Origin of the sequence: Amycolatopsis sp. NPDC051106 (genome assembly GCF_040682775.1) — a bacterium.
In the GTDB taxonomy this organism is placed as follows: domain Bacteria; phylum Actinomycetota; class Actinomycetes; order Mycobacteriales; family Pseudonocardiaceae; genus Amycolatopsis.
The window spans coordinates 71,844-89,226 of sequence record NZ_JBFBBQ010000032.1; the positions used below are offsets into that span (position 1 = coordinate 71,844).

Annotated in this window: 18 protein-coding genes; 5 read left to right on the forward strand and 13 right to left on the reverse strand. The window is 72.1% G+C overall.

The features are described from left to right. Positions 1-41 precede the first annotated feature (41 nt). The gene (locus AB0M83_RS23800) at positions 42-995 is read left to right on the forward strand and encodes a sigma-70 family RNA polymerase sigma factor (protein WP_364520425.1); all 954 of its coding nucleotides are present in this window, start codon (positions 42-44) and stop codon (positions 993-995) included. On the opposite strand, the gene AB0M83_RS23805 is transcribed toward AB0M83_RS23800, so the two are convergent. From AB0M83_RS23805 to AB0M83_RS23815, 3 genes are all read right to left on the reverse strand, one after another. Then, positions 967-1,737, reverse strand: a complete 771-nt coding sequence (locus AB0M83_RS23805) for a hypothetical protein (RefSeq protein ID WP_364520427.1) — start codon at positions 1,735-1,737, stop codon at positions 967-969. The genes AB0M83_RS23800 and AB0M83_RS23805 overlap by 29 nt on opposite strands. Positions 1,738-1,803: 66 nt before the next feature. Continuing rightward, entirely contained in the window at positions 1,804-2,370 is a 567-nt protein-coding gene (locus AB0M83_RS23810; protein WP_364520429.1) for a carboxymuconolactone decarboxylase family protein, read from the reverse strand. Positions 2,371-2,392: 22 nt separating this feature from the next. Then, positions 2,393-3,751, reverse strand: a complete 1,359-nt coding sequence (locus AB0M83_RS23815; RefSeq protein WP_364520431.1) for an MFS transporter — start codon at positions 3,749-3,751, stop codon at positions 2,393-2,395. Between the two features lie 24 nt (positions 3,752-3,775). Between AB0M83_RS23815 and AB0M83_RS23820 the strand changes: the two genes are divergently transcribed. Next, positions 3,776-4,228, forward strand: a complete 453-nt coding sequence (locus AB0M83_RS23820) for a MarR family winged helix-turn-helix transcriptional regulator (RefSeq protein WP_364520433.1) — start codon at positions 3,776-3,778, stop codon at positions 4,226-4,228. On the opposite strand, the gene AB0M83_RS23825 is transcribed toward AB0M83_RS23820, so the two are convergent. Then, positions 4,225-4,929, reverse strand: a complete 705-nt coding sequence (locus AB0M83_RS23825; protein ID WP_364520435.1) for a carboxymuconolactone decarboxylase family protein — start codon at positions 4,927-4,929, stop codon at positions 4,225-4,227. The genes AB0M83_RS23820 and AB0M83_RS23825 overlap by 4 nt on opposite strands. A gap of 103 nt (positions 4,930-5,032) precedes the next feature. Here AB0M83_RS23825 and AB0M83_RS23830 point away from each other — a divergent pair, with 103 nt between their 5' ends. Both AB0M83_RS23830 and AB0M83_RS23835 read left to right on the forward strand, forming a co-directional pair. Continuing rightward, positions 5,033-5,632: a TetR/AcrR family transcriptional regulator gene (locus tag AB0M83_RS23830; protein ID WP_364520437.1), complete on the forward strand. Its 600-nt coding sequence runs from the start codon at positions 5,033-5,035 to the stop codon at positions 5,630-5,632. 231 nt (positions 5,633-5,863) lie between these two features. Continuing rightward, positions 5,864-7,285, forward strand: a complete 1,422-nt coding sequence (locus tag AB0M83_RS23835; protein WP_364520439.1) for a serine/threonine-protein kinase — start codon at positions 5,864-5,866, stop codon at positions 7,283-7,285. Between the two features lies 1 nt (position 7,286). Here AB0M83_RS23835 and AB0M83_RS23840 read toward each other — a convergent pair whose 3' ends face one another. Continuing rightward, entirely contained in the window at positions 7,287-7,826 is a 540-nt protein-coding gene (locus tag AB0M83_RS23840) for a DinB family protein (protein ID WP_364520441.1), read from the reverse strand. 49 nt (positions 7,827-7,875) lie between these two features. Between AB0M83_RS23840 and AB0M83_RS23845 the strand changes: the two genes are divergently transcribed. Beyond that, positions 7,876-8,562, forward strand: a complete 687-nt coding sequence (locus AB0M83_RS23845) for an alpha/beta hydrolase (protein WP_364520443.1) — start codon at positions 7,876-7,878, stop codon at positions 8,560-8,562. A gap of 10 nt (positions 8,563-8,572) precedes the next feature. Here the strand turns inward: AB0M83_RS23845 and AB0M83_RS23850 are convergent, their stop codons facing one another. The 8 genes from AB0M83_RS23850 to AB0M83_RS23885 all read right to left on the reverse strand — a co-directional run bounded on the left by AB0M83_RS23850 (position 8,573) and on the right by AB0M83_RS23885 (position 17,244). Then, a complete protein-coding gene (locus AB0M83_RS23850) occupies positions 8,573-10,384 on the reverse strand; it encodes a glycosyl transferase (protein WP_364520445.1) in 1,812 nt (603 codons plus the stop codon). Then, entirely contained in the window at positions 10,381-11,472 is a 1,092-nt protein-coding gene (locus tag AB0M83_RS23855; RefSeq protein WP_364520448.1) for a serpin family protein, read from the reverse strand. Before AB0M83_RS23855 ends, AB0M83_RS23850 begins: the two co-directional genes overlap by 4 nt. A 276-nt stretch (positions 11,473-11,748) precedes the next feature. Continuing rightward, on the reverse strand, positions 11,749-13,023 hold the full coding sequence (locus AB0M83_RS23860; RefSeq protein WP_364520450.1) for a deoxyguanosinetriphosphate triphosphohydrolase: 1,275 nt from the start codon (positions 13,021-13,023) through the stop codon (positions 11,749-11,751). A 32-nt stretch (positions 13,024-13,055) separates the two neighbouring features. Then, positions 13,056-13,709 carry a YdcF family protein gene (locus tag AB0M83_RS23865; protein ID WP_364520452.1) on the reverse strand — a complete coding sequence of 218 codons (654 nt, stop codon included), beginning with the start codon at positions 13,707-13,709 and terminating at the stop codon, positions 13,056-13,058. 32 nt (positions 13,710-13,741) lie between these two features. Next, complete coding sequence (locus AB0M83_RS23870) at positions 13,742-14,347, reverse strand: response regulator transcription factor (protein WP_364520454.1); 606 nt, start codon at positions 14,345-14,347, stop codon at positions 13,742-13,744. Further along, positions 14,344-15,546 carry a sensor histidine kinase gene (locus AB0M83_RS23875; protein WP_364520456.1) on the reverse strand — a complete coding sequence of 401 codons (1,203 nt, stop codon included), beginning with the start codon at positions 15,544-15,546 and terminating at the stop codon, positions 14,344-14,346. The genes AB0M83_RS23870 and AB0M83_RS23875 overlap by 4 nt, the downstream gene beginning before the upstream one ends. Before the next feature lie 28 nt (positions 15,547-15,574). Then, complete coding sequence (locus AB0M83_RS23880) at positions 15,575-16,315, reverse strand: ABC transporter permease (RefSeq protein WP_364520458.1); 741 nt, start codon at positions 16,313-16,315, stop codon at positions 15,575-15,577. After that, entirely contained in the window at positions 16,312-17,244 is a 933-nt protein-coding gene (locus AB0M83_RS23885) for an ABC transporter ATP-binding protein (protein ID WP_364520460.1), read from the reverse strand. The genes AB0M83_RS23880 and AB0M83_RS23885 overlap by 4 nt, the downstream gene beginning before the upstream one ends. Positions 17,245-17,383 lie beyond the last annotated feature (139 nt).

Genomic DNA, 17,383 nt, shown 5'->3' on the forward strand with positions numbered 1-17,383 from the left:
GTCACCCACTCTAGTCTTGCCGTTTGCGGCACACTCGGGGCATGGTCTCCACGCCCACCGCCCAGGACACCCTCGCCGCCCAGTTCGCCGCGCACCGCGGCCACCTGATCGGCGTCGCCTACCGGCTGACCGGCACGCGCGCCGACGCCGAGGACGCGGTCCAGGAGTCTTGGCTGCGCCTGGCCGGGCTCGACGACGAGGGCCGCGCGGCGATCCGGGACCTGCGGGGCTGGCTCACCACGGTCGTCGGCCGGATCTGCCTCGACCGGCTCAAGTCGGCCGCGGCCCAGCGGGAGAAGTACGTCGGCAACTGGCTGCCCGAGCCGGTCGTCACGCCGTTCGGACGCCCGGTGAGCGAAGACCCGCTCGACGTCGCCGTGCGTGACGACGGCCTGCGGATGGCCGCGCTGGTCGTCCTCGACAAGCTGACCCCGGAGCAGCGCGTCGCGTTCGTGCTGCACGACGCCTTCTCGGTGCCCTTCGCGGAGATCGCCGACGCGCTCGGCGTCTCGGTCGACGCCGCGCGCCAGTACGCCTCCCGCGGCCGCAAGGCCCTCGCCGACGCCGACCCGGCGCCGCGCGTGCCGCTGGACGACCAGGCGAAGATCCTCGAGAAGTTCGTCGTCGCGCTGCAGGCCGGGGACATCCGGGCGATGACCGAGCTGCTGGCCCCGGACGTCGTGCTCATCGGCGACTCGAACGGCAAGGGCCGGACCACGCGCCAGCTCATCGTCGGCGCGGACAAGATCGTCCGGTTCTTCGTGGGCCTCACGAGCAAGTACCCGCCCGGGGTGCTCACCGGCGGCGAGCCGGTGCTCGTCAACGGCGATCTGGGAGTGTACCTCGCTCCGCAGCCGGGTCAAGACGGCTTCTTCGCCCTCGACGAGCACGTGCAGGCGATGACCGTCCGCGACGGGAAGATCGTCGCGATCTACGACGTGGTCAACCCGGACAAGCTGGCCCGGATCACGCGTCCCGGCGCCGCGCCCGCGTGATCCCGGCCGCCAGCAAAAGCACGGCGAACGCACCGAAGCAGGCCAGGGCCCAGCCCGGGCTCAGGGGCGAGTCCGACAGAGCGCTGGCGTTGCCGCCGTCCCGGCCGGCGTTGGCCTCGCCGCTGCCACTGAGGAACTTCGTGACGGTGTTCAGCGGCAGCCACCGGTGGATCGCCTGCCCCGCCCGGGGGATCAGCGTCACGACGTTCTCCGCCATGAGCGGGTAGGCGACGAGCAGCGCGACCGCGCCGGCGGTGTGCCGCACGAGCAGGCCGACGCCGACCCCGCCGACGGCGGCCAGGGCGAACACCGGGCCGGTCCCGGCGACGATCGTCCAGTCGGCGGCGCTGTCCAGGGCCAGGTCGGCGTCCGGGGCGAGGACCCGCGCCACCAGCCAGGCCGTGAACGCGGCGGCCTCGCCGAGCGCGAACGCGTACCCGGCGGCGACCACGGCCTTCGCCACCAGCGCCGGCCACCGGCTCGGCACGCCCTGGAAGGTGCTGTGGATCGTGCCGGTGTGGTACTCGCCGGTCACGGCGAGCCCGGCCGCCAGCAGCACCGCGACCAGCCCCAGCTGGTAGCCGAACTGGGTGCTCGCGACGGTCGGCGGCAGCCGCGACTCGGTCGCCGTCAGGGCGGTGAGCGCCGCCGGGGCGGCCAGCGCGACCAGCGCGAAGACGCCGCACACCCAGGGCGTGGCGATGCTGAAGAGCTTGATCCGTTCACTGGCGACGAGGTGCATGCGCAGAACGGTCCCGCGGCGGAGCCCGGTCGCGCGTCCGCCCGGAGTCCGATTCCCGGGGTCCTCCTACGGGAGCGGGACGCGGCAGGCGTCGCCCGAGGTGAACCCCTGGTCGACGACGCCGAGCGCGCTGTTCATCCGGGCGCGCGAGTTCTCCAGCGCGATCTGGTAGGTCAGCTCGACGACGCCCTCGCGGCCGAACTCGCGCTCGAGCTCGGCGACCTGCTCGTCGGTCACGGTCACCTGCTCGGCGGACATCGCGTCGGCGTAGGCGATCGCGAGCCGTTCCTGGTGGCTGAAGGCGGGCGAAGTCGCGTAGTCGTCGATCTTCTTCAGCCGTTCGATGTCCAGGCCGTCGTGCTTCTGCAGCATCGTGCCGAAGTCGACGCACCACGAGCAGCCGATCCGGGTGGCGACGCGGTAGACGGCGAGCTCGCGCACGTTCGCGGGCACCTTCTTCGAGGCCCGCTCCACCATCAGCTCGTGCACGGCGTTGGCTCGCAGGAGGCCCGGGTGGTGCGCGGCGACGGCCATCGGCTCGGGCACCGCGCCGTAGCGCCGCCCGGCGATCCGGTAGACCAGCTTGAGGAACGGGCCGGCTTCGGACGTCTTCTTCGCGGGGATGCGAGGCATCAGCGTTCTCCTTCGTTCGCGGTCACGAGGAGGACGAGACGGCTTCGCGAGACGTGACAGCGGGTGCGGTGAGCCAGGCCACCAGCATGATCGCGGCCGCGGCGCCGAACACGACGGTGAGGCCGGCGGCGCCGAGCCCGCCGGTCGTGGCCAGTGCGAGCCAGCCGAACACCGCGGCGCCGGCGAGCCCACCGGCCTGGCGGGCGAAGGTCAGCGACCCCAGCGTGACGCCCATCAGCTCGCGCCGGGCACGGGTCTGGCCCAGGACGGTGTACGCGGACGTGCAGACGGCGAAGGCCGCGCCGATCGCGAACAACCCCGGCGCGAGGAGCCGGGAACTGCCGTCGAGAGCCGCCGCGACGGCGATCGCCGCGAGCCCGGCCGTGCCGAGCAGGCAGCCGAACCGGCCCCACGCCGGCATGTCCGGACGTCGGCGGGCCAGCGCGGCGAAGGACGCGGACAGGGCAAGCTGCCCGGCGGTCATCGCGACGAGCAGCAGACCGGTCCCGGCCGCGTCCGCGCCCAGCGCCGCGACCAGCGCGACGTAGGTGAAGGTGCCGTAGAGCGCGGCGCCCGCCAGCCCGTTGACCAGCACCGCGCGCGCCAGGACGGCGTCCGCGAAGACCTTCGGCGAGATCAGCGGGCTCGGCGTGCGGCGCTGCCTGCGCACGAAGAGGATTCCCACCGCGGCGGCGATCCCGACGAGGATCGGCGTCCACAAAGGACTCCTCGCGAGATCTTCGACGGTGCCGAGGGCGACGACGGCGGAACCCGCGACGGCGAGCAGCACGCTGCTCCCGACGTCGAACTTCTCCTTGGTGCGGCGGGGTTTCGCCGGCAGGCCACGCAGGCCGAGCACCAGCGCGGGCACGCACAGCGGGAGGTTGACCAGGAAGATCCAGCGCCAGCCCGGGCCCGCGGCGAGCAGCCCGCCCAGCGGCGGCCCGCCGAGGGTGGCGGCCGCGAAGACCGCCGTCTGCCAGCCCTGGCGGCGCAGCAGCTCGTCGCGCTCGAACAGCTCGCCGAGCGCGCTCATCGCCGTGACGATCAGGCCGCTCCCGCCCAGTCCCTGCAGCGCGCGGGCGGCGATCAGCGAACCGAGATCGGGCGCGGCGGCGCACCACGCCGAGGCCGCGGCGAACACGAGAACCGAGGCGGCGAACGAGATCCGGCGGCCGTGGAGGTCGCCGAACCGGCCGTGCAGCGGTGTCGCGACGGTGAGGGTGAGCAGGCCGGCGGCGGTCACCGCGACGAGGCCGGTGCGGGCGTGCAGGTCTTCGCCGATCGAGGGCAGGGCCGCGGTGACGATCAGGCCGTCGAGCTGGGCCATGGCCATCCCGAGCAGGAGGCCCGCGAAGGCGAGGTTCCGAGATGTGTGCATAAAGCACACGTTATAACGTGCCTTATGCACACATCAAGCGCGGCCGGCGGACCCGCCCTCTTCCGGCTGGTCCGGCACTGGGCGCGCCAGTGGGCCCCGGACGTCGTCGAGCGCTTCGCCGCCGGCACCCCACCGGCGTGGACCGTGCCGAACCTGTTCGTGATCCAGGCGATCGACGGTTCGGCGAGCGACGAGGTGACGGTCGCCGACGTGGCCCGCCAGCTGGGCATCGACCGCTCGGTGGCCAGCCGGATGGTCGCCGAAGCGGGAAGAGACGGCTTCGTGGTGCGCTCGACGTCGGCCCGCGACGCACGCCGCGCGGTGCTGACGCTGACCGACGCGGCGAAGGAGTTTCTCGCGGCTTCGCAGGCCCACCAGCGTCAGGCGTTCGAGGCACTGGTGGGCCACTGGCCACGCGAAGATCGCGAACGCTTCGCGGGCTACCTCAGCCGGCTCGCGGACGAGGTCCTCGGTTAGGCCAGGATTTCGTTCAGGACTTCCCAGGCGTGCCAGGCGCGGGTGACGCCGAACTGGGCGTTGAACCGCAGCGCGGCGCGGACGTCCTCGGGTGCCGCGCCGCCCCGCAGCGCCCGCCCGACGTGCGTGCGGAAGGTGTCGGCCAAGGTTTGGTAGTGGACGTCGACGCTGAGGCTGACCAGGCCGCGCTCGCGTTCGCTGAGCGTACCGGGCCCGTGGCCGGTGCGCATCCGCGACTGCAGGTCGAAGAACCCGGTGAAGTGCGGATCCAGCTCGTTCAGCCGGGCGCGCACCGGCTCCGGGAGCGGACTGGGCGCGGCGTCCGGCCCGGTGGACAGCAGCTCGGGGGCCAGCGGCTCGGCCGCCGCCGGCGTGACGCCGAGTTCCGCTTCGAGCTCGGTGATCCGCTCGATGCCGGCGGTCGCGGCGTGGTAACCGCAGTCGTAGGAAACGAACCGCAGCAGCTCGCGGATGTCCGAAGTGGACACTCCGGCGGCCAGCCCGGTCCGCACGTGGGCGCCGAACGCCAGGCCCAGGCTCGCCTGGCAGACGTCGGCGGTGACGCACAGGAACGTCTTCTCCCGGTCGGTCAGCTCCGGGATCGCCCGGACGTACTTCGCGGTGGCGCCGACCATCTGCGCGAACACCGGGTCGAGCGCGGCCAGCCTTTCCAGGTTGGTCGGGGTTTCAGTGGTGATCAAGATGGTGCTCCCTCAGTATGGTGAACATTCGTAGCGCTACAGCCGTAGTGCGAATGACGCTACACCTGTAGCGCAATGGGTGTCCAGCTACACTGGGCCGACCATGACCGAGAACCGCCGTCGCCCCAACGCCCGCGGCCAGGGCGAGCTGCTGCGCGAAGAGATCGTCACGGCCGCCGTCCGGATGCTCGACGAGCTGGCCGACGACGAAGCGCTGTCCCTGCGGGCGGTCGCGCGGGAGGTGTCGATCGCGGCGACATCGGTCTACCTGCACTTCCCCGACCGCGACGCGCTGGTGCTGGCGGCGATGCAGCGGTGTCACGAGGAGCTGGTCGGCGCCGGCGACGCCGCGGCCGCGCAAGCACCGGACCCGGCAGCCGCGCTACGCGCCCGGATTCTGACGCAGGCAGCGTGGGCGCGCGAGCACCCGGGTCTCTACAAGGTGCTGCACGAGAGCAAGGTCCACCGGCGGCTCGGCATGCCGTTCAAGGAGGTCATGGTCGCGCGCACGATCGAAGCGGTCCAGGCGTGCATGGACGCGGGCCTGGCACCCACCGACGACGCGGCGACGGTGGCGATCGACCTGCGCACGGCGGTCAACGGCATGCTGGCGCAGCGGATCAACGAGCCCGACCTGCCGTGGCCGCCGGCCATCGAGCAGGTCGACCGGTTCCTGGTCAAGCTGGTCGGCCTACGGCTCTGACCGCGGTCGCGGCAGCCGGTCTTACCCGCCCGTTCTGCCATCGAACATGCTCTACGGCGGCCGCCGCGCGATGGTCCGCGACCCCGTTCGGATCGTCCGCCGCCGCGGCTGATTCCGGCTCCGCCGCGGGTGAATTCGCCTCACCACGCGCGGTTTCCGGGAATGACTGACGTGTAACGCGCTGCCGGTCACGCCACGACTTCGGAGGTATTCCGCCTGCGAAGGAGCCACGTGAACTCGGAATTCGGGCCGTACCGGATCGAGCGGCCGATCGCGCGCGGCGGCATGGGCGAGGTCCTGCGCGCCTGCGACACCCGGCTCGACCGGATCGTGGCGTTGAAGGTCCTGCCACCCCACCTCGCCGCCGACCAGGAATACCGCGAACGCTTTCGCCGCGAAGCGCACGCGGCGGCTCGGCTGCGCGAGCCGCACATCGTGCCGATTCACGCTTTCGGGGAAATCGACGGCCGCCTCTACCTGGACATGCAGCTCGTCGAAGGCGAAGACCTGGCGCCCCGGCTGAACACGCGCGGGCCGATGACCCCGGCCGAAGCCGTCGACGTGGTCGGCCAGATCGCGCAGGCCCTCACGGCCGCCCACGCCGAAGGCGTGATCCACCGCGACGTCAAGCCGTCGAACATCCTCCTGAACCGGAACGGGTTCGCCTACCTGGTGGACTTCGGGATCGCCCGGTCCCGGGAATCGGCGACCGGGCTGACCGGCGCGGGGGCGGCGATCGGCACGCTCGATTACATGGCGCCCGAGCGGTTCACCGGCGCGCGGCCCGACCAGCGCGTCGACGTCTACGCCTTGGCGTGTGTGCTGCACCAGTGCCTGACCGCCACCAAGCCCTTCACCGCGACGACGGCGGCGTCCCTGCTGAACGCGCACCTGAATCAGGCACCGCCACGTCCGAGCCTGCTGCGTCCGGACGTCCCGGGAGCACTCGACGGCGTGGTGGCCCGGGGAATGGCGAAGAGCCCGGACGACCGCTACCCCACCGCCGAAGCTCTCGCGGCGGGAGCACGCGCCGCACTCGGCTCGTCGTCGCCGCGTCGCGACTTCGCGGCCGCACCCGCCGAGACCCGGGCCTTCACCAAGGTCGCGCCGGATGCCGCACCGGGACGCAAGGCCGGTCTCGCGGTGGCGCTCACGATCGTCGTGGTCATCCTGCTCGGCGGAGCGGGAGCCCTGATCGCCCTGCCCGCCCTGCAGTCGCGGACCACGACCACGACACCGACGTCGGCACCGCTCGCCGCGCCCGTCCCGGTCCGGACCACCACGTCGGCGACGGCCGAGACCACCGAGCCCGTCGCGGTGCCGACGGCCGGCGCGAGCCGGCCGTCTCCGGGCGACCTCTCCGGGTTCGTCGTCCACTACTACGGGCTGATGCCCGACACCGACGCCGGCTGGGACCTGATCGGCCCGAACCTGCGGCTGCGGACCCGGGACAGCTACGAGAAGTTCTGGAGCAAGTTCAGCGGCGCCGAGGTCGTCGGCACGCCGGCGGTCGAGGGCAGCACGGTGACCGCGCGGGTCCGGCTGCACTACCGCGACGGCCGCCCGGACATCACCGAAACGCATGTTCTCGGCATCGCGATGCAGGACGACCACCTCTGCATCGACGCCGATGCGGTGCCGAAGAACCGCTGAGCTACTCGCCCGTGCTGCCGTCGATCGACTCGCGGATGAGGTCGGCGTGGCCGTTGTGGCGGCAGTACTCCTCGACCATGTGCACCAGGATCCAGCGCAGGCTGGGCGAAGTGCCGTCCCGCCGCGTGTGCTTCGACGGCTGTGAAAGGTCGCCCTTCGCCATCGCCTCCGCGTACAGCTCCCGGGAGCGCGCCACGGCTCCCTGCCAAAGCTCGCGAAGCTGCTCCGGGGTGTCCTCCGCCGCCGAATCCCAGTCCCAGTCCGGGTTTTCGCGCCACTCCACCGCGTTCCACGGCTCCGCCGGCTCGCGGTCGAACAGGACGCAGGAGAACCAGTAGTCCTCCACGTACGCGAGGTGCTTGAGCAGCCCGCCCAGCGTCATCGTGGACGGCGGGTGCGTCGCGCGCAGGCCCGCCTCGTCCAGCCCGGCGCACTTCCACGCCAGGGTGTCGCGGTGGAAGTCGAGGAAGCCGAGCAGGATCGCGGCTTCGTCGCCGTCGACGGGCGGCTCGGTCCGCCCCTGGTCGTCCACTGAGGTCACGGGCGCCGACTCTACCGAAACTGTCGTACCCCTCCACTAGGTTTCCGGCATGGCTGAATTCGTACTGGTGGCAGGCGCTTGGCTCGGTTCGTGGGCGTGGGACGAGGTGGTCCCGGGGTTGCGCGAAGCGGGCCACGGCGCCCACGCGGTGACGTTGTCCGGCGTCGCCGAAAAACGCGAGGTACCCGCTGGGCAGCAACGGCACGTGCAGGACATCGTCGACGTCGTCTCGCAGGGCGATCTGCGGGACGTCGTGGTGGTCGGGCACAGCTACTCCGGCATCCCGGCCGGGCAGGCGGCCGAGCGGATCGGCGACCGGCTGCCGCGCGCGGTGTTCGTCGACTCCAACGTGCCGGCCGACGGCGAGTCGTTCACCTCGGTCTGGTCCGAGGCGCAGGTCACGGCCCTCACCGAGCGCGGCTTCTGGCCCCCGCTGACCGCGGAAGACTATGCGGGCCAAGGGCTTTCGGACGCCGAGATCGCCCGGATCGTCGGGGGCTCGACCCCGCACCCCGCCGCGTCGCTGACCGAACCCGCGGTGCTTTCCCGCCCGCTGGGCGAGCTCCCGGCGACCTACGTCAAGTGCCTGCTCGACGGCGAAACGCCCAGCCCCGACGTCGTGAAGCTGCTGGAAAGCGACCGCTGGCAGCTGGTGGAGCTGGACACCGGGCACTGGCCGATGTTCTCGCGACCGAAGGAGCTGACCACGATCCTGCTGGACGCGGCGAAGGGCTGACCGCGGCCGGTCACGGCGTCAGGGCGCGGACGTCCCAGATCCACACACCGCCGACGAACTCCGCCGGCTTGCGCAGCAGAAGCTCCACAGTGGACTTCAGCGCTTCCTGGTTCTGGCGCGGCCCGACCACGAGGACGTCCGCGTTCCAGGCGCGCAGGTCGGTCAGCGCCTGGGTGCGGTCGGCTTCGGTGACTTCCGCGGCCTGCCCCGTCTTCTCGACCTCCGCGAACAGGTCGGAGGTCGGCAGCGGCACCGCGCCGTAGCGGCCGCGGCGGTCGTCCGGCGAGGTCGGGCCGACGAAGTAGCCCTCGGGCATCGGGTAGCCGAGGCCCGCGTCGACCTGCCAGTGCAGCGGCTCGGCCTCGCCGGTGCTGGGCAGCGGCACCGGCACGAGCGAGCCGCCCGGGGCGATGTACTGGCGCCAGATCCCGTCGGCGAAGAAAGGCGGTGAGAGCGGGCGTTCGTGCGTCACCAGCTCCGTCGGCGCGATCGGCAGCAGCACCGCCACCACCGCGCCGATCCAGATCATGCGCAGCGGGAACCGGGGCTTGCCGTCCAGGGGTTCCGGTTGCTCGGCCGCCGCCGTCCAGACGCGGTGCGTCGCGATCGCCAGGAGCGCGCCGACCACCGGGATGCAGCCCATCGCGAGCCGGGACTCGAGCAGCGAGTCCAGCAGCGGCAGCTGCCCCAGCCACTTCCACGGGCCCGGGATGCCGGTGTCGTCGTGTGCCACGGTGATCTCGATGCCGAGCGAAAGCAGGGCCATCACGTACATCGTGATCGCGAGCGCGCGCGAAACGACGTCACGCCACAGCCAGATCGTGAGCACGACCATGAGCACGATGAGCGGCCAGCCGAAGAAGGCGTTCTCCTCGGTGCGGTTCATCGACACGTCCGCCGCCGCCTCGGGCGCGCCGGCGATCGACTGCGTCGCGAAGCGCGTGAACGCCGCCGTGTCGTTGCCCGCCGAACCGTGCAGCAGCGAATGGAAGCTCTGCGGGCCGAAGAACTGCCAGTACAACGGGAACCCGGCGATCAGCAGCGCGACGACCGCGCCGATGCCGATCCCCTTGCCCAGCGGCGCCAGCATGCCGCGGATCTCCGCGCGGTGCGGAATCAGGTAGGCGATCGCGAACACCACGAACGTGATCGCGAAGATCATCAGCGGTTCTTCGCCCAGCAGGATCTGCCACGCGACGAGCAGCCCGAGCACGATCCCGTTGCGCACCGGGCGTTCGCCGTGGGCGATCTGGATCGTCTTGAGCGCGATGAACGGCAGCACGAACAGCACGACGAAGTTCGGGTGCGCGTTGCCGTGCGAGATCATCGGCGGGGCGAAGCCGCAGAACGCGCCGCCGATCGCGGCCGCCGTGCGGTTCGGCACCAGGTGGCGGGAGAACACCCAGTACCAGCCGGTCGTGGTGCCGGCGAGCCCGGCGGTCAGCACGATCGCCCACGTCAGCGTCGCGCCGAAGGTCAGCGTGATCGGCGCGAGGGGGACGTTCAGGCCGAACATCGCCGCGTTCGCCGCCATGTTGACGCCGTGCGGGTAGTTCTGGAGGTCCGTGGTGAACGGGTTCTGGAAGTGCAGGACGGCCTTCGCGACGACCGTCGAGTACCACTCCCACTGGCTCTGGTCGGCGGCGCCGTTCCAGAGGTAACCGCGCTTGAGGTCGAACCAGAGCCCGTTGTAGAGCAGGATCGTGAAGAGCAGGAACCCGCCGGTGATGGCGGAGTCCTGCCACGCCCAGCGCTTCGGGGCTTCGGGTGGTTCGGGGGCGGGCGGGACGAGGTCGGGAACGGCTTCGGACTTCAAGCTCACGGTTCGACCACCCTGGCGAGGAAGTGGAGGGCCCCGGTGCCGGCGTGCCGGACCAGCAGCAGGAACGGCCGGTCGACCGTAACGGTGACCGGGTCGTCGATGATCATCGAGGTGAGGCGCATGGTCAGCGCGGTCGCGGCGGCTCCCTCGAAGCCTTGTTCGTCCACCCGAAGCACGGCCTGGTGCAGCACCTCGGACACGGTCAGCCGCGGGTCCGGGGAGAGCCCGCTCAGGTCGGCCTCGTCGGAAAACATCGTGCGGACGCCGAGTCCGCGCAGCACGCCCGTGAGCGAGCTGGGGATGTCCAGCGAAATCTTCGGCAGGGCGAGCTCGACGGGCTTGAAGCCGATGCCGTCGAGGATGCGCGTGAGGGTCGGCTGGTCGAGAGCCGCTTCGGCTTCGGCGAGGTCGCCGTCGGGCAGCAGCACCACGGCCTGCAGGCCGCCCGCCGCGACCAGCTGCACGGCCTGCCAGCCGGCGGCGTGCGCGTAACCGACGCGCTCGCTGAGCCACATGGTCGGGACGTCTCGGGTGCCGGAGGGCGCGTGGAACGGCGCGTCACCGGTGTTCGCCTCGCGGAACGGCAGCTTCCACGCGGCTTTCAGGTAGAGGGCGTTGACCAGCACGGCAGCGACGTCCCGGTCGATCGAGCCGGGCGGCAGCAGCTGCGGGATGAGGCCGCGCGTGGTGCGCCCGACGTCGTCGTTGATCAGGGCGCGCGCGGCTTCGGGCTCTTTTTCGAAGGGCGCGCTCGCGACGGCGGCGCCGGGCCACCCGGCCAGCTCGGCCTTGAAGGAGTCTTCGAGCGGCAGCCGGTCGTCGGCCCACAGCGTGTTCGAGACGGCCAGCTCGGCTTGCTCGCCCCGGGCCTCTTCGACGAGCTGCGCGGCGTCCCGCAGCAGGACGCTCTGCTCTCCGGGATCCCCGAGCAGCGCGACGAGCTCCTCCCGCGTCTGCCCCCGGGCGGCCAGAGCGGCCAGGGTCAGGGCGCTGGCCACCGAATACGGCGAGAAACAGGAGTTCCCGCCCTCGGCACCGAGGGCCGCGTGGACGGCGAGGGCGAACCGGAGGTGGCTGTCCGTGGCCATGCGGGCGAGACTACCGGAACGGTTCACCCCGCCGGGCGACCACGCAGAACTCCGCCCAAGGTGACAAATCCCCCACGCGGGAAGGTACGGCCGAATGCCGGAACCACCGCCCGACCGGATCAGCACGCCGTACCCAGACGGTCGTCCCGCGTACCTGGAGGTCGGCTCACGTACCTGGAGGGTCGGCTCACGTGATCGGAGGGGCATCTCACGTGATCAGGAGGGCATCTCACGTGATTGGTGATGCCTCTCCGGACACGGGTGATGCCTGGTCGGTCAGCGGTGGTGGCGGGTTACGTGCCAGGAATACCACGTGTGGGCCTGCGCGTCCGTGAGCGAAGCGACCTGGTCGATCACCACCCGCAGGAGCCCCGCGTCGTCGCGGGCCGTGTTCCACGCCGGGACGAACAGCGGGTCCAGGGACTCCGGCGCACGTCGGGCCAGCGCGTGGACCAGCTCCACCAGCAGCTCGCGCTGCCCCTCCTGCATCGCCAGCCGGCGGCGGTCGCTCATCACGTACCGCAGCGCCAGCGCCTTCAGCAGCGCCACCTCCGCCGCGACCTGGTCCGGGACGCACAGCCGCGCCCGGTAGCGGCCCAGCGGCCCCTCGCCGAACTCCGCGCGGGTGCCGGTGACCGCCGCCGTCGTGAACCGGCCGACCAGCTCGCTCGTCAACCGCTTCAACGCCACCTGCGCGCCCGGCGAGCCGTCCGGCTCCGCCGACGTCAGCGCCGCCACCACCGGCAGCGCCAGCAGCTCCGCCGCCGCATCCTCCAAAGTGGACACCGACTGCGCCGAGAAGTGCTTGGCCGCGGCCTCGGCGACGGCCGCGCGCTCGTCCGGGTGGGCGAGCACGCGCAGCTTGATCCGGCCGGCCAGCACGCCGTCCTCGACGTCGTGCACAGAGTACGCGACGTCGTCCGCCCAGTCCATGATCTGGGCCTCCAGGCACGTCCGCTCTTCCGGCGCCCCCTCGCGGACCCAGGAGAACACCGGGACGTCGTCGGCGTACACGCCGTACTTCACCTGCCCCGGCTTGCGCGGCCACGGGTACTTCGTGGTCGCGTCCAGGCACGCGCGGGTCAGGTTGAGCCCCACCGGGTCACCCTCGGCGGAGAGGAGCTTCGGCTCCAGCCGGGTGAGGATGCGCAACGTCTGCGCGTTGCCCTCGAAGCCGCCGCACGCGGTGGCCACCTCGTCGAGCGCGCGCTCGCCGTTGTGCCCGAACGGCGGGTGCCCGATGTCGTGCGCCAGCCCCGCGGTGTCGACGAGGTCCGGGTCGGCGCCCAGCTCCTCGGCGATGCCCCGGCCGATCTGGGCGACTTCCAGCGAGTGCGTCAGCCGGGTGCGCGGGACGCCGGTGACCTCGGCGCCCTCCCCCGGCCCGACCACCTGGGTCTTGCCGGCGAGCCGCCGCAGCGCCGCCGAGTGCAGCACGCGGGCCCGGTCGCGGGAGAACGCACTGCGCCCGTCCGCCCGCGTACCGGGCAGCGCCGCGCCCTTCGCCGGTTCCGGCAGCAGGCGGGCGGTGTCGTGCTCGGTGTAATCCACCCGGCCAGCCTAAACGCGGCCACCGACAAATCTCAGCCGAGGAAGGTGGCGAAGAGGTCGTCGGCTGGGGTCTTCGTCAGCCGGTAGTACAGCAGCGCGCCGGTCTCGCGGACGATGTAGCGCACCTGCGTGACGCGCTCCTGCACGATCGGCCCGCTGTGCGTCGGCGCGGTCCAGGCGTCCAGGCCCAGGTCGTCGGCCATCGTCCGGGCCCGGAACGAGTGCCACGGGTCGCTGACGAGCACCGCCGTGTGCCAGCCGCGCCCCTGGACCTGGTCCGCGACCGCCCGGAGGCTGCGCAGCGTGTCGCTGCCCTCCCCGACGGCCAGCGTCGCGGACGCGGGCACGCCGTGCCGGGTCAGCCACAGCTGGCCGGCCCGGGCTTCGGTGAAGTTGTCCTCGGCCTTCTTGCCGCCCGCGGTGACGATCGTCTTCGCGACGCCCGCGTCGTAGAGCTGCTTCGCCTTGACCAGCCGCGCCGCGTAGATGTCCGACGGCTTGCCGTTGTACTGCGCCGCGCCCAGCACCACGATGACGTCGGCGGGCGTCCGGTCGTTCTCGCGCGCGACCTGCCAGACGCGGAACGCCGTGCCGCCGACGAGCGCCAGCAGCATGAGGACCGTGCCGAAGGCGATCCGGCGTGCCCAGCTCGCGCGCGTCGGTTTGGTGCGTTCAGCGGTACCCACCCGGCCCATCTTGTCAGAAGGCCACCGGCCGCTCAGAGCCAGCCGCGCTCCTCCGAAACCCGCACCGCTTCGGCCCGCGTCCGGGCGCCGGTCTTGCCGATCGCGGCGGACAGGTGGTTGCGCACGGTGCCCTCCGACAGGTGCAGGGCCCGCGCCACGTCGGCCACCGTGCTGCCGTCCTTGGCTTCCCGCAGCACATCCCGCTCCCGCCCGGTGAGCGGGCTGGCGCCGGTGGCCAGCGACTCGGCGGCCAGCGCCGGGTCCACCACCCGGAGTCCACTGTGGACGCGTCGCACGGCTTCGACGAGCTGTTCGGGCGGGGCGTCCTTGACGACGAACCCGGCCGCGCCCGCCGCCATCGCGCGCGCCAGGTAACCGGGCCGGCCGAACGTGGTGCAGATGATCACCCGGCACGACGGGAGCGCGGCCCGCAGGTCGGCCGCCGCCTCGAGGCCGTCCTTGCCCGGCATCTGCACGTCGAGCAGGGCGACGTCGGGCTTGGCCTCGCGCGCGGCGGCCACCACCTCGTCGCCGGAGCCGACCTGCCCGACCACCTCGATGTCGTTCTCGAGGCTGAGCACGGTCGCCAGCGCACCGCGCACCATGGCCTGGTCGTCGGCCAGCAACACCCGGATCAAGCGAGTCCTCCCGCGGGTTCGGCGCGCACGGCCGGGGCGGCCGCGCGAGGTTCAGGCTGCGAGACCTCCGCCCGCACCAGCAATCCTCCCCCGGGCCGCGCGGACGCCCGCAGGGTGCCCCCGACCGCGTCGAGCCGCTCGGTGAGGCCGCGCAGGCCGTTGCCCGGGACGACCTCGGTGGCCGTGCCGTCGTCCTCGACCTCCAGCCAGGTGTCCCCCAGCTTCACCTTGACCAGCTTGGCGCCGGAGTGCCGCAGCACGTTCGTCACGGCCTCACGCAGCACGTACCCGAAGACGCTCTGGAGCTCGGGCCGCACGTTGTCGACCGCGTGCGGCAGGTCGGCGTCGATCTCCGCGGCCCGCAACGCGGCCCGGGCGCCGACGATCTCGGCCGACAGCGACACCTCGCGGTACTCCGACACCGTAGCGCGGACGTCGGAGAGCGCGCTGCGCGTCAAGCCCTCGACCTCACGGATCTCCTCGACCGCCCGCGGGATGTCCCCGGCGGTCTCCAGCACCCGCCGGGCCAGCCCCGCCTTGACGGTGATCGTGGTGAGGCTGTGCCCCAGCAGGTCGTGCAGGTCGCGGGCGACGCGCTCGCGTTCGTTCGCCACGGCGAGCGTGGCGATCTCCTCGTTGGCCAGCTGCAGCCGCCGGACCGCCCGGACCAGGCTGGACATGAAGAACATCGCCATCGTCACCGACGCGACGGTGACCAGATCGCCCCAATCGTCGGCGAAGCGGCCGTCCAGCAGCAAGATCCCGGCCCCCAGCAGCAGCGCGACGCCGTCGAGGATCACCACCCAGGCCAGCGGCAGCAGGAACACCAGCGCCGCGGTGCCGTAGAGCATGACGAACGGGTTGGTGTCCGCCGCGGCGACCACGGCCAGCCCCAGGACGAGCATCCACCCGCTGTAGGCGAACCGGAACGGGCGGCCGCGATCGAACGCCAGCGGGAACAGCGCGTACGAAACCGCGACGGCGTAGACGAGCGCCCACAACGCCACGACCCCGGGCGTAACCCGGTCCACGGCCAGCAGCGACTTCGTCACCGGGATGAGGTAGGGCAGGGTGAACACGATCGACAGGAACGGCCACCGGAACTTGTCCGGCCCACTGCGGCCCCGGTTGACCGGCGGGTCCTCCCACCACGTGTCCCTTTTGCCCAGTCCGTACGGCTGCGCTTCGTCCTTGGCCATCGCCGTTCCCATTCCCCTGTCCCGGCCCTCAGACCCGGGCGCTGTCCTTACGGTAACGCCTGATCACCAGGGCTCCGAGCACGAGCGTCCACGCCCCGAGCACGCCGGCGGCCGTCGGCAGCGAGACCACCATGTCGCTGGTCACCGCGGGCCGCGCGACCTGCAGCACCCAGTACGTCGGCATGATCTGCGCGACGTCGTGCATCCAGCCCGGCATCGATTCGATCGGGATCCACAGCCCGCCGAGGAAACCCATGCCGAGAGTGACGATCATGTTGACCGGCTGCATCGAATCGGGCGTGCCGAACTGGCCGAGCAGCAGCCCGAGCAGGACCAGCGGGATCGTGCCGAGCCAGACGCCGGCGAAGATCCGCACCCAGCCCGCGGCGTCCAGGTGCACACCCTCGACCGCCACGGCCAGCAGCGGCACGAGGATCAGCGCGGGCAGCCCCACGAGCATCCCGGAGATGCCCTTGCCCGCCAGGTAGCCGGTGCCGGTCAGCGGGGTCAGGCGCAGCTGCCGCTGCCAGCCGAGTGCGCGTTCCAGGGCGAGCCGGGCCCCGCTGTTCGTCGCCGCGGCGAACGTCCCGAACGTCATCATGTTGATCATGATCACGGCGGCGATCGCGACGTGGTCCGGTGCGTCCGCCTTCGTGAAGACGTTGGCCTGCAACAGGAACATCAGCACCGGGAACGCGACGACGAAGATCAGGAACCGCGGCGCCCGGAAGTTCCGGCGGATCTCGGTGAGCAGGTAGGCGGCGTTCATCGCACGGACTCCGGGGTCTCGTCGGCGGTCAGGGAGAGGAAGGCGCCTTCGAGGCCGACGGCGCCGATCTCGACGTCGCGCACGGCGGGCACCGCGGCCTTGAGCGCCCACAGCGTCGAGTCGGAGTCGCCGGTGGAGATCGCGACGCGGTCACCGCGCAGCTCGAACTCCTTGACGCCGGGCAGCGCCGCGACGACGGCTTCGGTCGCGCCCGGGACGGCGGCCCGCAGCGTGCGACCGCCGGCCAGCGCACGGACCTCGGCGACGCTCCCGTCGGCGACGACGCGGCCGCGTCGCATCAGCACGACGCGGTCGGCGAACTCCTCGGCCTCTTCGAGGTAGTGCGTGGCGAACAGGACCGTCCGGCCGGACTCGGTGAACGAGTACATCGACTGCCAGAACTCGCGCCGGGTCCCGACGTCCATCGCGGCCGTCGGCTCGTCGAGGATCAGCAGGTCGGGGTTGCTGACCAGGGCGACGGCAAAGCGCACGCGTTGTTTCTGCCCGCCCGACAGCTTGTTCGCGCGGCGCCCGGCCAGCTCGTCGATCCCGGCGGCGCGCAGGGCCTCGGCGACCGGCATCGGCTTCCGGTGCAGCGCCGCGACCATGCCGACGGTCTCCCCGACGGTCAGGTCGTCCATCAGGGCGCCGCCCTGCAGCATCGCGCCGATCAGGCCGGCGCGGACCGCGTCGATCGGCTTGCGCCCGAACACGCGCACGTCGCCGGTGTCGGGGCTCGTGAGGCCGAGGATCATGTCGACGGTGGTGGACTTGCCGGCGCCGTTGGGGCCGAGCAGGGCGACCACTTCGCCCGGGGCGATCGTCAGGTCGACGCCGTCGACCGCGTGCACGTCCCCGTAGTGCTTGCGCAGGCCGGTGAGGTGGACCGCGGCTCCCGCCGCCACCGCCTGGAGTGCTGTTTCTCGCATGCCCCCAGGCTGCCGCCCGCGACGCCGCCGCTCCCAGACCGTGCGTCACGACCTGGCCGTGACAGGTGTCAGGGGTCCGCCGGGCCCGGAAAGCCGTGAAGGCCTCCTTACCGGCATCTTGAGCCGGTAAAAGTCCGGG

What these genes read in the sequence shown, in the direction of transcription:
- AB0M83_RS23800 (WP_364520425.1), top strand. Translation starts at nt 42, where the DNA reads ATGGTCTCCACGCCCACCGCCCAGGACACCCTCGCCGCCCAGTTCGCC.
- AB0M83_RS23805 (WP_364520427.1), bottom strand. Translation starts at nt 1,737, where the DNA reads ATGCACCTCGTCGCCAGTGAACGGATCAAGCTCTTCAGCATCGCCACG.
- AB0M83_RS23810 (WP_364520429.1), bottom strand. Translation starts at nt 2,370, where the DNA reads ATGCCTCGCATCCCCGCGAAGAAGACGTCCGAAGCCGGCCCGTTCCTC.
- AB0M83_RS23815 (WP_364520431.1), bottom strand. Translation starts at nt 3,751, where the DNA reads ATGCACACATCTCGGAACCTCGCCTTCGCGGGCCTCCTGCTCGGGATG.
- AB0M83_RS23820 (WP_364520433.1), top strand. Translation starts at nt 3,776, where the DNA reads ATGCACACATCAAGCGCGGCCGGCGGACCCGCCCTCTTCCGGCTGGTC.
- AB0M83_RS23830 (WP_364520437.1), top strand. Translation starts at nt 5,033, where the DNA reads ATGACCGAGAACCGCCGTCGCCCCAACGCCCGCGGCCAGGGCGAGCTG.
- AB0M83_RS23845 (WP_364520443.1), top strand. Translation starts at nt 7,876, where the DNA reads ATGGCTGAATTCGTACTGGTGGCAGGCGCTTGGCTCGGTTCGTGGGCG.
- AB0M83_RS23855 (WP_364520448.1), bottom strand. Translation starts at nt 11,472, where the DNA reads ATGGCCACGGACAGCCACCTCCGGTTCGCCCTCGCCGTCCACGCGGCC.
- AB0M83_RS23875 (WP_364520456.1), bottom strand. Translation starts at nt 15,546, where the DNA reads ATGGCCAAGGACGAAGCGCAGCCGTACGGACTGGGCAAAAGGGACACG.
- AB0M83_RS23880 (WP_364520458.1), bottom strand. Translation starts at nt 16,315, where the DNA reads ATGAACGCCGCCTACCTGCTCACCGAGATCCGCCGGAACTTCCGGGCG.
- AB0M83_RS23885 (WP_364520460.1), bottom strand. Translation starts at nt 17,244, where the DNA reads ATGCGAGAAACAGCACTCCAGGCGGTGGCGGCGGGAGCCGCGGTCCAC.